The sequence below is a fragment of the Jiangella rhizosphaerae genome, from assembly GCF_003579925.1.
Lineage (GTDB): Bacteria > Actinomycetota > Actinomycetes > Jiangellales > Jiangellaceae > Jiangella > Jiangella rhizosphaerae.
Genome location: NZ_QUAL01000120.1, coordinates 1 through 13,417, shown reverse-complemented (window position 1 = coordinate 13,417; position 13,417 = coordinate 1). Strand labels below are relative to the sequence as shown.

10 protein-coding genes are annotated in these 13,417 nt (G+C 71.9%); 7 read left to right on the top strand and 3 right to left on the bottom strand.

Going from position 1 to position 13,417, the window contains the following annotated elements:
- Positions 1 to 46: 46 nt before the first annotated feature.
- Positions 47 to 1,036 (bottom strand): LacI family DNA-binding transcriptional regulator, encoded by a 990-nt coding sequence (locus DY240_RS12375; protein ID WP_119660189.1) that lies wholly within the window; start codon positions 1,034 to 1,036, stop codon positions 47 to 49.
- A gap of 158 nt (positions 1,037 to 1,194) precedes the next feature.
- Here DY240_RS12375 and DY240_RS12370 point away from each other — a divergent pair, with 158 nt between their 5' ends.
- From DY240_RS12370 to DY240_RS12340, 7 genes are all read left to right on the top strand, one after another.
- Complete coding sequence (locus DY240_RS12370; protein ID WP_119660188.1) at positions 1,195 to 2,415, top strand: Gfo/Idh/MocA family protein; 1,221 nt, start codon at positions 1,195 to 1,197, stop codon at positions 2,413 to 2,415.
- Positions 2,412 to 3,152: a sugar phosphate isomerase/epimerase family protein gene (locus DY240_RS12365; protein WP_119660187.1), complete on the top strand. Its 741-nt coding sequence runs from the start codon at positions 2,412 to 2,414 to the stop codon at positions 3,150 to 3,152. The genes DY240_RS12370 and DY240_RS12365 overlap by 4 nt, the downstream gene beginning before the upstream one ends.
- Complete coding sequence (locus DY240_RS12360; protein WP_119660186.1) at positions 3,149 to 4,276, top strand: Gfo/Idh/MocA family protein; 1,128 nt, start codon at positions 3,149 to 3,151, stop codon at positions 4,274 to 4,276. Before DY240_RS12365 ends, DY240_RS12360 begins: the two co-directional genes overlap by 4 nt.
- 209 nt (positions 4,277 to 4,485) lie before the next feature.
- Positions 4,486 to 6,453, top strand: coding sequence for an ABC transporter substrate-binding protein (locus DY240_RS12355; protein WP_119660185.1), 1,968 nt, complete (start codon positions 4,486 to 4,488; stop codon positions 6,451 to 6,453).
- Positions 6,454 to 6,472: 19 nt separating this feature from the next.
- The gene (locus tag DY240_RS12350) at positions 6,473 to 7,465 is read left to right on the top strand and encodes an ABC transporter permease (RefSeq protein ID WP_119660184.1); all 993 of its coding nucleotides are present in this window, start codon (positions 6,473 to 6,475) and stop codon (positions 7,463 to 7,465) included.
- Between the two features lie 7 nt (positions 7,466 to 7,472).
- Positions 7,473 to 8,630: an ABC transporter permease gene (locus tag DY240_RS12345; protein WP_119660183.1), complete on the top strand. Its 1,158-nt coding sequence runs from the start codon at positions 7,473 to 7,475 to the stop codon at positions 8,628 to 8,630.
- Positions 8,627 to 10,432, top strand: coding sequence for an ABC transporter ATP-binding protein (locus DY240_RS12340; RefSeq protein WP_199701388.1), 1,806 nt, complete (start codon positions 8,627 to 8,629; stop codon positions 10,430 to 10,432). Before DY240_RS12345 ends, DY240_RS12340 begins: the two co-directional genes overlap by 4 nt.
- 514 nt (positions 10,433 to 10,946) lie before the next feature.
- On the opposite strand, the gene DY240_RS12335 is transcribed toward DY240_RS12340, so the two are convergent.
- Together DY240_RS12335 and DY240_RS12330 are read right to left on the bottom strand one after the other, a co-directional pair.
- On the bottom strand, positions 10,947 to 11,576 hold the full coding sequence (locus DY240_RS12335; RefSeq protein ID WP_119660182.1) for an SGNH/GDSL hydrolase family protein: 630 nt from the start codon (positions 11,574 to 11,576) through the stop codon (positions 10,947 to 10,949).
- On the bottom strand, positions 11,573 to 13,417 hold a 1,845-nt coding region (locus DY240_RS12330), incomplete at its 5' end, for an alpha/beta hydrolase family protein (protein WP_119660181.1). The genes DY240_RS12335 and DY240_RS12330, both read right to left, overlap by 4 nt.

Genomic DNA, 13,417 nt, shown 5'->3' with positions numbered 1-13,417 from the left:
ACTCGCCCGGATCCCCGATTTCTCCATGATCAACACGGTGGGGGGGCTAGCGCTCACGGACCGGGCTGGTGGAGCTGCGCACGATGAGCCGGGTCTCCAGCTGAACGACGGCGGGCTCGGCCTCGCTCGGGGTGTCGGCGAGGTCGAGGACGATGTCGACGGCGCGCGCGCCGGCCTCCGAGCCGGGCACGTGGATCGAGGTGAGGGTCGGGTAGGCCATGCCGGACATCGGGCTGTCGTCGATGCCGATGACGCTGATGTCCGGGCCGACGCGCACGCCCCGCTCGTTGAGCCGGGCCATCAGGCCCAGCGCGATCATGTCGTCGTAGGCGATGACGGCGGTGACGTCGGAGGCGTGGACGAGGTCGGCGGCCCGCACTCCGGCCTGGATCTGCGGCTCGAACGGGCCGAACTCGACGAGGTCGACGCCGTGGGCGGCGCAGGCCTCGCGGACGGCGTTCTGCCGCTGGGTGTTCGACCACGACCGGCGCGGGCCGTTGAGGTAGCCGATGCGCCGGTGGCCCAGCGCGGTGAGGTGCTCGACGGCCTCGCGCATCCCCTCGGAGTCCTCGATGATCACGCTGGCCGCCCCCTTCACCTCGCGGTTCACGAACACGATGGGGCGCAGCTCGGCCAGCTGGTCGAGGCGGTCGTCGGGCGTGCGCGGCGAGACGACGACCAGGCCGTCGACGCGCTTGCGCATGACCCGGGCGCGCTGGATCTCGTCGGAGGGATGCTCGTCGACGTCGGCGATCAGCACGGTCTTGCCCTTGGCGCTGGCCCGGGCCTGCACCGCCTTGATGATCGGCGGGAAGAACGGGTTGGCGATGTCGGGGACGATCAGCCCGATGAGGTCGTTGCGGCCCGAGGTGAGCGACCGCGCCACCTGGTTCGGCACGTAGCCCATGTCCTGGGCGATCTTGCGCACCCGGTCGCGAGTGCGGGGATTGACCTTGTCGGGATCGGACAGCGCGCGCGAGACCGTGGAGGCGGACAGGCCGGTGGCCCGCGCGATGTCGGCGAGCGTGACGCTCATCGGGTGTCTCCTCCTGCGTGGTTCGCGGGGTGCATCGTGCTGCAAACACGCCGAGCGTAGCGCAGATCGACGCAGTTGTGACGCGTTCACACAGCATGTCGCTATGATCGACGGTGGTTCCTTGCGGCAACCGTTTGCGTCACGTAGCGTCCGGGGACATGGCTGCTCCGTCAACCACCCCGAAGCCTCCCGCTCTCGGCCCGGACGCCCCGTTGCGGCTGGGCGTCGTGGGCAACGGCAACCGCGGGATCATCGCGAGGACCGCCGCCGAGCTCGACCCGGCGGCCGAGGTCGTCGCCGCCTGCGACCCGTTGCCGCGTGCCCGCGACCGCGCCGCCGAGCGGTTCGGCTCCGGCGTCGCGGCCACCGCGACCGTCGCGGAGCTGATCGACGCCGGCGTCGATGCCGCCTTCGTCACCTCGCCGGACCACCTGCACGCCGAGCACGCGTGTGAGCTGCTCGAGGCCGGGGTGGCGGTGTTCGTCGACAAGCCGTTGGCGATCACCGTCGAGCAGGCCGACCAGATCCTGCACACGGCCCGGCGCACCGGCAGCCGTCTCTACGTGGGCCACAACATGCGTCACATGCCGGTCATCACGCTGCTGCGCGACCTGATCGCGGCCGGGCGGATCGGCGAGGTCAAGGCGGTGTGGTGCCGCTACTTCGTCGGCGACGGCGGCGACCGGTTCTTCAAGGACTGGCATGCGGAGCGGTCGAAGGTGAACTCGCTGCTGCTGCAGAAGGGCGCGCACGACATCGACGTCATCCACTGGCTGGCCGGCGCGCACACGAGCCGCGTCTCGGCGATGGGCGGGCTGACGGTGTACGGGCAGGTCACCGACCGCGCGGACCGGACGGGGCAGGTCGTCACCGAGTGGCTGGACCGCGAGCGCAACTGGCCACCGCTGGCGCAGACCGGGCTCAACCCGGTGATCGACGTCGAGGACCTCTCGATGATGACGATGGCCCTGGACAACGGGGTGTTCGCCAATTACTCCGAGTGTCACTACACACCGGACTACTGGCGCAACTACACCGTCATCGGCACCGAGGGCCGGCTGGAGAACTTCGGCCTCGGCCCCGGCGGCGTCGTGCGGCTGTGGAACCGGCGCACGGAGTTCGCGCCCGACGGCGACGAGACGTTCCCGATCCCGGACGCGCCCGGCGGGCACCACGGCGCCGACCCGGCGCTGCTGCGCGAGTTCCTGCGGTTCGTCCGCGAGGGCGGCGTGACACAGACGTCGCCGGTGGACGCGCGGGCGGCGGTCGCCGCGGCCGCGACCGCCACGGCGTCGCTGCGTACAGGTGGGGGCGCCCTCGACGTGCCGCCGCTCGACACGGCGGTGCGTGCCTACTTCGACGCCGGGCAGGCGGCGTGAGCGCCGCGACGGCCCGGGTGGGCGTCCAGCTGTACTCCCTGCGCGAGACCGCCGACCGGGCCGGCGCGTTCGCCGCGCTTGCCGCGGCCGGCATCGGCGCCGTCGAGCCGTACGACCTGAGCGACGTACCCCGACTGCGTGCCGACGCCGGCCGGTACGGCCTTGCGATCCCGAGCGTGCACGCGCGCGAGCCCGACCCGGTCACGCTGGAGCGGGTGGCCGAGCTGGGTGCGCACACGCTGGTGATCCCGCGTTCGGAGCCAGAGGACTGGGCCGACGCCGACGGCATCCGCCGCGTCGGCGCGCGCCTTGCGGCCTGGCAGGAGCGGGCCGCGGCGGCAGGGCTGGGCCTGGCCTACCACAACCACTACTGGGAACTGGGCCGGTTGCCCGACGGGCGGCACGGGCTGGACCTGCTGGCCGCGGCCACGCCGCCGGACGTTGGCTTCCAGATGGACCTCTACTGGGCGCACGTCGGCGGCGCTGACGTCGCCGCGCTACTGCGCCGCCTCGGCGACCGTGTCCGCTCCGTGCACGTCAAGGACGGGCCGGGCGACGTCGCCGCCGACCAGGTGGAGCTGGGTCACGGCACGCTGCCGGTGGCCGACGTCCTGGCCGCCGCGCCGCCCGGCGCCATGCGGATCCTCGAGATCGACCGCTGCGCCGGTCCGGTGCTGGACCTGCTGGCCCGCAACCGGGCAGCCCTCGCCCGGCTCGACCCGGAGGTGGCCGCGTGAGCCGACCGACTGATGTGGCCGACCGCGTCGGCATCGGCGTCGTCGGATGCGGCACGATCAGCCGGACCTACCTGGAGAACCTCCCGCGCATTCCGGGCTTCGACGTGGTGGCCTGCGGCGACCTCGACGTCGCCCGGGCACGGGCGGCGGCCGACGCCGCCGGCGTACGGCACGCGGGCGGTCCCGAGGACGTGATCGGCCGGCCGGACGTCGACATCGTCGTCAACCTCACCGTGCCCGCGGCGCACGCCGAGGTGGGCGCCGCCGCGTTGCGGGCCGGGCACCACGTGTACGGCGAGAAGCCGCTGGCTCGCTCGCGGGCCGAGGCCGACCTGCTGATCGCGGCCGCCGAAGCGGCCGGCCGGCGGATCGGCAGCGCGCCGGACACCTTCCTCGGCGCCGGCATCCAGACGGCGTTGCGGCTCATCCGCGGCGGCACGATCGGCCGGCCGGTGTCGGCGATCGCCTGCTTCCAGGATCCCGGGCCGGACCGCTGGCACCCGGCGCCGGAGTTCCTGTTCGCAGCCGGCGCCGGTGCGTTACTGGACATGGGGCCGTACTACCTGACGGCGCTGACGGTGCTGCTCGGGCCGGTGCGACGGGTGGCCGCCATGGAACGCGACGGCCCGGCCGAACGCGTCGTGGTCAGCGGCCCGCGGGCCGGGCATCGGTTCGCCGTCGAGGTGCCGACGCACACCTCCGCGGTGTTGGAGCTCGCGTCCGGCGCGGTCGCGACGACCGTCTTCAGCTTCGACTCGCCCCGCAAACGGCATGGATTCCTGGAGATCGGGGGCACCGAGGCGACGTTGCGGTTGCCCGACCCCAACCGCTTCGACGGCCCGCTGCGGCTGTGCCCGGCGGGCACGGACGAGTGGCGCGACGTGCCGACGGCGGGTGCCCGCCTGGGTCGTGGGCTGGGTGTCGCGGAGCTGGCCGAGGCGATCGCGGCGAACCGGCCGCACCGGGCGAACGCCCAGCTTGCGGCGCATGTCCTCGACGTCGCGGCGGCGGTGGCGGAGTCCGGCGCGAGGCACCGGTTCGTCGACGTCGAGTCGGACCCGCCGGCGCAGGAGCCGCTGGATCCGGCATGGGCGCCGGGGGAGGACGGCACGGCCGCGGGGTGAGCCGCCGTTGCAACTAAACCGCAACCTCATTGCATGGCCTTGCTATTGCGGCAACCGCTTGCGGTCGATAGGTTCTCCCCAATGCTTCCGGGTTCGGCGTTGCTGATCTGCATGAACGCCTGACTCGCCCAGGACGCCGCGAATGGCGTCAACGTCCCTCGAGGCGACGGACTTGCTGGATGAGCACCTGACGTGTGGAGGAGTTGCGGATGTCGGCAGAACAGATCGTGGTGTCCCGCAGGATGTTGCTGAAGGCCGGCGGCGGGATGGCGGCCGCCGTGGCCGTCTTCGGCACGGCCGCGTGCAGCGGCGGCGACGACACGCCCAACCCGTTCGGCTCGTCCGGCGGCGACCCGGACCTGCTGGAGTCGCCGATGCTGGCCCAGCGGGTCGAGGCCGGCGAACTGCCCCCGCTGGCCGAGCGGCTGCCATCGACCCCGATGGTCGTCGAGCCGTGGGAGAGCGTCGGCCGGTTCGGCGGCAACCTGCGGCGGGCGCAGACCACTCCGACGCATGACGGCGCGCTGCAGGCCTTCGCCGGGTCCGGCCTGATCGAGTGGAACATGGCCGCCGACGGATCGCAGCCCAGCCTGGCGGAGAGCTTCGAGAAGTCCCCGGACAACCGCACGTACACGTTCGTGCTGCGCGAGGGCCTCAAGTGGTCCGACGGTGCGCCGTTCACGTCGGCGGACCTGAAGTTCGCCGTCGACCACGTGCTCAACCACGACGTGCTGTTCCCGTCGCCGGCGTTCTGGTTCTCCGACGCCGGCCAGACCCGGCCGACCATCGAGACGCCGGACGAGCTGACGGTGATCATCAACTTCACCCAGCCGTTCGCGCTGTTCGAGAAGTTCCTGTGTCATCCGGGCGTGAGCTTCCAGTTCATCAAGCCCAAGCACTACCTGGAGCAGTTCCACGCCGACCTCGCCGACCCCGCCGCCGTGACGGCCGCGACGGCGGCGGCCGGGTTCGACACCTGGGACCAGTACTTCTTCGACCGTGACAACTGGTGGACCAACGTCGAGCGGCCGGTCATGGGCGCGTTCAAGGTCACCAGCCCGGCGAGTGCGCAGAGCGGCACCGCGGCGCTGGAGCGCAACCCGTACTACTACAAGACCGACCCCGACGGCCGGCAGCTTCCCTACATCGACACCATGCAGATCCAGGTGCTCGACCAGGACGCGCTGGACCTGCGCGCGGCCAACGGCGATCTCGACTTCCAGGGCTTCTACCTCGGCTACAACTCCACCCAGGTGTACCTGCAGAACGCCGAGCAGAAGGGGTTCGAGGTGCTTCGGTGGCAGCCGTCGGCAGGCCTGATGGCGATCTGCCCCAACCTCTCCCACAAGGACCCGGCGGTGCGCGAGCTCTTCGCCGACGTCCGGTTCCGAGCCGCGTTGTCGCACGCCGTCAACCGCGAGGAGCTGAACGACACCCTGCTCGGCGGGCTGGGCGTCGTCCGGCACCCGATCGCCACCGAGTCCTCCGACTACTACGTCGAGGGCAGCGGTGAGCGGTTCATCGAGTACGACGTCGACGAGGCCAACCGGCTGCTCGACGAGATCGGGCTGACCGAGCGCAACGGCGACGGCATCCGCCTGCGGGCGGACGGCGTCCCGCTGGAGTTCGTCATCACCTACCTCGACTTCGACGCCGGACTGGCGCCCACCGACGTGTTCGAGATGGTCCGGCGGAACTGGGCCGAGATCGGCGTCAAGGTGGTCACGCGGCCGGCCGACCAGACCCTGTACACCGAGATCCGGATGGCCAACGACTTCGACTTCGACGGCGTCGCCCACCCGTCCGACGACTTCGACCTCGAGCCGGTCTGGTTCGTCCCGACCGCCGACAACAGCCACACGGCGCCGGCCTACGGCAAGTGGTACTCGACGTCCGGCGCCGAAGGAATGGCGCCGACCCCGGAGTTCCAGCAGCTGATGGACAACTGGGACGCGATGCGCACCGCCGACTCCGACGAGGCGCGGATCGAGGCCGGCCGGGCGATCATGCGTCAGCACGATGAGAACGTCTACGCGATCGGCCTGGTCGGCCTGCCGTTCCAGCCGGTCATCGCCAAGACGGCGCTGAAGAACGTCCGCGACGACGAGCCGAAGCTGTCCTTCTACTACGGCCGTGAGGGGATCTCCAAGCCGGAGCAGCTCTACTTCGCCGAATGACGAAAGGACTCTCGCCCCGATGTGGCGCTTCATAGCGATGCGGGTCCTGCATGTGATCCCGACCCTGATCGTGATCTCGATGATCGCGTTCTTCATCATCCAGTTGCCGCCCGGCGACTTCCTCAGCACCCAGGTGGCCCGGCTCGAGGCCGCCGGGCAGAGCGTCGACCAGGCGCAGATGGATGCGTTGCGGGAGCGCTACGGCATCGGCGACCCGTTCTGGGTGCAGTACGCCAAGTGGATCGGCAACATCGTGCTGCACGGCGACTTCGGCCTGTCGTTCCAGTTCCAGCAGCCGGTGTCGACGCTGATCGCGGATCGGCTGCCGCTCACTCTGGCACTGGGCATCGCGACACTGATGTTCACTTGGGCGATCGCGCTGCCGGCCGGCATCTACTCGGCGATCAAGCAGCACACGTGGGGTGACTACACGATCTCGGGCATCGGGTTCGTGGCACTGGCGGTGCCGCAGTTCCTCGCCGCGCTCGTGCTGGCGTACCTGGGGTTCGCGCTGTTCGACCAGAGCGTGGGCGGGATGTTCTCACCGGAGTACGTCAACGCGCCCTGGGGCGTGGGGAAGTTCGTCGACCTGCTCGGTCACCTGTGGATCCCGGTGGTGGTGATCGGCCTCGCCGGCACCGCCGGGATCATCCGCGTGACCCGGGCGAACATGCTGGACGAGCTGAACAAGCCGTATGTGATCACGGCGCGGGCGAAGGGCCTCTCCGAGGGGCGGCTGGTGACGAAGTACCCGGTGCGGATCGCGATGAACCCGTTCATCTCCACGGCCGGCTGGCACCTGCCGTCGCTGTTCGACGGCGAGATCATCGTTGCCCAGGTGCTGGCGCTGGGCACCATCGGGCCACTACTGCTGGAGGCGCTGAAGTCGCAGGACATGTACCTCGCCGGCGGCATCATCCTCATCATCGCGGTGCTCACCGTGATCGGCACGCTGATCTCGGACCTGCTGCTCGCCGCCGTCGACCCGCGCGTGCGATTCGGGAAGGCGTGAGGCCGCGATGAGCACCGACCAACTGCCCCAGCAGGACGTGGAGACGCCTGGCGAGCTCGCCACCGAGACCGGGCGCAGCGCCGCCGACGTCACCGTCGCCTCGCAGCGCCAGCTCATCTGGTGGCGATTCCGCCGGCACAAGCTGGCGATGGCCGGCCTGTACGTGATGATCGCCATGTACGTGGTGGCGATCTTCGCCGGGTTCTTCGCGCCGTTCTCGAAGGACACCACCAGCGCCGACCACGCCTACCAGCCGCCGCAGCTGCCCCGCTTCTCCTTCTCCGAGGGGTTCTACGTCCATCCGACGACGGGGTCGACCGACCCGGAGACGCTGGCCCGGGTGTTCGAGGAGGACACCAGCCGAGTGGTGAACCTCGGCTTCTTCGTCCGGGGCGACGAGTACTCGCTGCTCGGCGTCATCGACACGGACATCCACCTGTTCGGCCCGACGGAGCCGGGGGAGCGGTTCTACCTGCTGGGCGCCGACCGCACCGGCGGCGACCTGCTGTCGAAGATCATCTACGGCGCGCAGATCTCGCTCTCGCTCGGCCTGGCCGGGGTGGCGATCTCGCTGGTGCTCGGGCTGGTGCTGGGCGGCATCTCCGGCTACTTCGGCGGCTGGGTCGACTCGGTCATCCAGCGCATCATCGAGCTGATCATGTCGATCCCGACGCTGCCGTTGTGGCTCGGCCTGGCGGCGGCGATCCCGCCACAGTGGGGGCCGACCCGCACGTACTTCATGATCACCATCATCCTGTCGCTGCTGGGCTGGACCAGCCTGGCCCGGGTGATCCGCGGCCGGCTGCTGCAGACCCGCAACGAGGACTACGTGCTGGCCGCGAAGCTCGACGGCGTGCGCACCCGGCGGATCATCTCGCGGCACATGCTGCCGTCGTTCCTCTCGCACATCATCGCGACGGTGAGCCTGGCGGTGCCGGCGATGATCCTGGCCGAGACCTCGCTGTCCTTCCTCGGCCTCGGACTGCGGGCGCCGGCGGTGTCGTGGGGGGTGCTGCTGCAGGACGCGCAGAGCGTCCAGGTGGTGGCCACGGCGCCGTGGTTGCTGCTGCCCGGGCTCGCGGTGGTCGTCGCGGTGGTGGCGTTCAACTTCGTCGGCGACGGGTTGCGTGACTCGGCCGACCCCTACGGAAGGAGGGCACCGTGAGCCGGCGCCGTCGCACCCAGGAGCGGGACGCCGCCCGCGAGATCGCCGCCGCGACCGTCGGCGGCGACCGGCCGATGGACCCTGGCTCGGTCCTCGAGCTGCAGCACCTGTGCACGACGTTCCACACCGACGAGGGCGCGGTGAAGGCCGTCGACGACGTCTCGCTGCGGATCCGCCGCGGCTCAACCACGTGCATCGTCGGCGAGTCCGGCTCGGGCAAGTCCGCCACGGCGCGGTCGATCATCCAGGTGGTCGACCACCCTGGCCGCGTGGAGTCCGGCCGGGTCCTGTACCGGCCGGCGTCCGACGGTCCGGTCGTCGACCTCGCCGCGCTCGACGCCACCGGCCCGGGCATCCGCTCCATCCGCGGCCGCGAGATCGGCCTGGTGTTCCAGGAGCCGATGTCGTCGCTGAGCCCGGTACACACCATCGGGGACCAGATCGGCGAGGTGCTGGAACTGCACGAGCGGCTGGCGCCGGCGGCTGTGCGCGAGAGGGTGATCGACGACTTGCGCAGGGTGGGCATCCCGCGCCCGGAGGAACGCGCCGGCGCGTACACGTTCCAGCTCTCCGGCGGCATGCGGCAGCGGGCGATGATCGCGATGGCGCTGGTCTGCCGCCCGTCGCTGCTGATCGCGGACGAGCCGACCACCGCGCTGGACGTCACCACCCAGGCGCAGATCCTCGACCTGCTCGCCGAGCTGAAGGAGTCGCTGGGGATGACGCTAATGTTCATTACCCACGACCTGGGCGTGGTGGCCGAGATCGCCGACGACGTCGTGGTGATGCGGCACGGCCGGGTGGTCGAGCACGGCCCGGTCGACCAGATCTTCCATGAGCCGCGCCACGACTACACCCGCGAGCTGCTGGCCGCGCTGCCGCAGCGCGGCGCCGTCACGGTGACGGAGCCCGTGCCGGCCGAGGTGCCCGCGCCGGCGCGGCCGCTGCTGCGCATCCAGGACCTGGAGATGACGTTCGAGGCGGCCGCCGGGACGATGTTCGGCCGCCGTCGCACCGAGCGGGTCAACGCCGTCGACAAGGTGACGCTCGACATCCCCGAGGGCAGCACCGTCGGACTGGTCGGCGAGTCCGGCTGCGGCAAGACCACGCTGGGCCGGTGCGTGCTGCGCGCCTACCGGCCGACGGCGGGCAAGCTGTTCTACACGGGCGCGGACGGCCGCGAGACCGACCTCGCCGCGCTGAGCGAGAAGGAGTTGCTGCCGTTCCGCCGGCAGATCCGGATGGTCTTCCAGGATCCGTACGGCTCGCTCAACCCGCGCATGACGGTCCGCCAGGTCATCGGCGAACCGCTGCGGGTGGCCGGGCTGGCGTCGGGCTCGGAGCTGGACGGACGGGTCGAGGAGATGCTCGTACGCGTCGGGCTGAAGCGCTCGATGGCCGGACGGTACCCGCACGCGTTCTCCGGCGGCGAGCGGCAGCGCATCGGCATCGCGCGGGCGCTGATCACCGAGCCGCGGCTGGTGGTCGCGGACGAGGCGGTGTCGGCACTGGACGTGTCGGTGCGCACGCAGATCCTCGAGCTGCTCGCCGAGCTACAGGGCGACCTCGGGCTGACCTACCTGTTCATCTCGCACGACCTGTCCGTCGTGGAGCGGATCTGCGACCAGGTCGCGGTGATGTACTTCGGCGTCCTGGTCGAGCACGGGCCGGCCGAGCAGGTGTTCGCCGACCCGCGGCACGGGTACACGCGGGCGCTGCTGTCGGCTGTGCCGGTGGCGGATCCGCGGCTGCGGGGCACCCGTGAGCGCGTTGTCTACGAATCGGAGGGCTCCGCGGCCTGATCCGGGTCCGGTCGGTGGGCGGGGAATGCCGTCTCCGCCCGCCTCGCTCGTTCCTCGCTCGGACTGTTAGCCGACGCCGAGATTGCCGACGCTGCGGCGTTGGAGATGTCGATGAATGCGTGGGGCGTGTGTCGTGGTGTGGTGGTCATGGTGGCGGCGTCGTCGTCATGGTGTCGCGGTCGGCAGGTGATGCCGTCGCGGCCTGGATGGGTGAGGGATCCGCGTCGTCCTGGCTACCCGGATCCCTCACCCATCAGCGGCCTGCGGCTCGTTGTCATCGGCACCGGGGGGTCGACGGCGACAAGACCGGTGCGCCCGGCCTGGCTGGCACCACACGACTGGGTTCGTCGGCACGGTGAGGGGGCCACGGCCGCGCGTGTGGCGGTCGGCACGATGCCGGCTCCATCGCGAACGCCAGCGACCTTCCCACCGGCACGACCAACGTCGGCTCACAACTCGGACGCCCGCAGCCTACCCCTGACGGCATTCCCCGCCCACCGACCTGGCTGGTCTGTCAGGCCCAGGTGGGGTGGGGGTCGCCGAGCGCGACGAGCAGGTCGCGGGCCAGTTTCTGATGTCCCTCGGGGCCGGGGTGCAGGGGGTCGGCCAGCAGCGCGAGCGCGTCGTCGCCGGCCGCGAGCCAGGCCGCGTGGTGGTCGACGAGGTGGCTGCCGGTGTCGGCGGCCACCTCGCGCACCGCCTGCGCGTACGAGGCCAGGTCGCCCGCCTGGGCCGCCGCCGGTGCCACGGTGGGCGGCGTCTGCAGTACGACGGCCGCGCCGGTGGTCTCGCCGATGCGGCGGACGATGGCGGCGTACTCGCGCCGGAACGCCGCCAGCCCGGCCGGGCCCTCGTTCGCGTCGTTCGTGCCCAGCCCGATGACGACGACCTGCGGCGTGTGCCTCAGTACTGACGTCTGGAGCGCGTCGCGCAGCGCCGGGACCCGCCAGCCGCTGACCGCCGTGTTGAGGACGGTGTCGTCGCGGCGGCCGAGCCAGTAGCGGACCCGCTCGGCGAACAGGTCGGCGTAGCCGCGGTGCACGCCGGTCCACCTGGCGGCCGCCACGATGCTGTCGCCGGTGAACAGCCAGTCGACCGGCGTGCTGCCGGTCAGCGCGGTGCGGGCCGGGTGGTCGGTGGTCATGGAACCTCCCTGAGTCTGGTGCCGAGCAGGTCGTGCAGCCGCCGCCCGGGCGCCAGCCGGGCCAGGCCTGGCAGCACGCCGTGCCAGGCCCCGCTGCCATCGTCGTGCAACCGCGTGGTCATGAGGTGGTCGAGGTCGACCACCGGCCCGGACACCGTCACGTCGGCGATACGCGGGTCGGCGGCCGCGGCCAGCATCGCATGATGCGCGCCGAGGCCGGCTGCGTGGACGTGCACCGGCCGGTGGGGTCCGAGGCCCGGATGCTCGGCCCGCACCCGGGCGTCGCCCAGCACGACGTCGATCGCCCGTGTGATGTCGAACGCGCGGGCGGCGGCCAGGCTGTCGTCCAGCCACAGCAGGTCGCTGAGCAGCTTGTACAGCGTGCTGTCGTGGCTTCGTGGTGACCTGCCGGACCGGTCGCGCGGCAGCAGCGCGCCCTGCCCGCGCACGTCGAGCACCAGCAGCGGCCCGCCGACACGGTTGTCGCGGGATGCCCGCCTGAGCACCGGGTGGTCGGTGGTGAGCTCGGCGGTGCCGTCGTGCAGGAGCACCACTCGTAGGCCTGACCGGGCGCCGGTTGCGCCGGGTAGCAGCACGCCGGCGCCCCAGAGGTCGGTCTCGGCGCGCCAGAAGCCGTGCCAGGTGCCGGCCGGGCCGGGCAGCCAGCGCACGCCGGGTGCTTGGGGCACGTCGCGGCCGGACGTCACCCGCTCCCGCAGCCAGACGGTGAGGTCCTCGTCACTGACGGCACAGGCTCGCGCCGCGCGGTACTCGGCCGCGACGAGGTCGTGCAGGAACGCCGAGCCACCCGGTTCCCGAGCCAGCTGGCCGGTGGCCGTGCAGGCCAGGGCGGACGGCGGCAGCACGGCCGGTTCGTCGCCGTCGGCGGGCGCCGGCAGCCCGAAGGCGGCGCAGAAGAACCGGACAGCCGCGGCCGCCAGCTCTGGGGCGTATTGGTGCGTCGTCGCGGCGGTGACCAGCGTGAGCGCGTCGGGCGCGCCGAGCAGCTCGTAGCTGCGCCTGGCACGGCGCACCGTCTCCGTCGTGCCCTCGATCGGGAAGAAGTCGTACTCGGCCGCCAGGACGGTCATCGGCCGAGGCGCGGCGGCAGCCAGCAGGTCCCCGTGGTCGACGCCGTGCTCGGTGCCGCCGAGCAGGATCTGCTCGGCGTCCTGGTGCTGACCGCCCTCCAGGTAGCGGCCCCGCGACGTGACGAAAGTGGCGGGCGCGGCCGCGGCGATCCGCGGCTCCACCGCCGTGGCCAGCGTCGTCAACCAGCCGCCACCGCTGTTGCCGGTGAGGCCGATGCGGCTGGCGTCGACGCCGGGAAGGGTCTCGAGCAGGTCGATCGCGCGGCGCACCTCATGCACGAACCAGCGGGCCGGCGACTGCCCGAGCCACCAGGCCTGCAGACCGGCGTAGGTGTGCTCGGCGGTGCCGGCAGCCACGACCGGCCGGCCGCCGCCGTCGAGGTAGCCCAGCCGCTCACCCTGTCCGAACGGGTCCAGCGCCAGCGCCACCAGCCCGGCCTTGGCCAGCCGGGCGCAGACCGCCTGGTACGGCGGGTACGCCTTCGCCTCGTCGGCGTGCCCGCACACGAACACCACGGCCGGAGAGCCGGCCCGCCCGGCGGGGAGGGCGCCCACTCTATGGGCGGGCGCCGACAACGTCGTGCCGCCGGCGGGACGGTAGAGGTTGGCCGTCGCGAGGACGCCGGGCGCGGTCTCGATGACGAGTCGCTCGATCCGGTACCCCGCGTCGTCGGGCACGCCGCCGGCCGGGCCGCACCAGCGCACCGGCGGCGGCGACGCGTCCCGCGGCGGCAGACCGCCCAGCCCGCG

Excerpts from the sequence above, each read along its gene's own strand:
- DY240_RS12375 (WP_119660189.1), bottom strand. The coding sequence starts at position 1,036 with ATGAGCGTCACGCTCGCCGACATCGCGCGGGCCACCGGCCTGTCCGCC.
- DY240_RS12370 (WP_119660188.1), top strand. The coding sequence starts at position 1,195 with ATGGCTGCTCCGTCAACCACCCCGAAGCCTCCCGCTCTCGGCCCGGAC.
- DY240_RS12355 (WP_119660185.1), top strand. The coding sequence starts at position 4,486 with ATGTCGGCAGAACAGATCGTGGTGTCCCGCAGGATGTTGCTGAAGGCC.
- DY240_RS12350 (WP_119660184.1), top strand. The coding sequence starts at position 6,473 with ATGTGGCGCTTCATAGCGATGCGGGTCCTGCATGTGATCCCGACCCTG.
- DY240_RS12345 (WP_119660183.1), top strand. The coding sequence starts at position 7,473 with ATGAGCACCGACCAACTGCCCCAGCAGGACGTGGAGACGCCTGGCGAG.
- DY240_RS12335 (WP_119660182.1), bottom strand. The coding sequence starts at position 11,576 with ATGACCACCGACCACCCGGCCCGCACCGCGCTGACCGGCAGCACGCCG.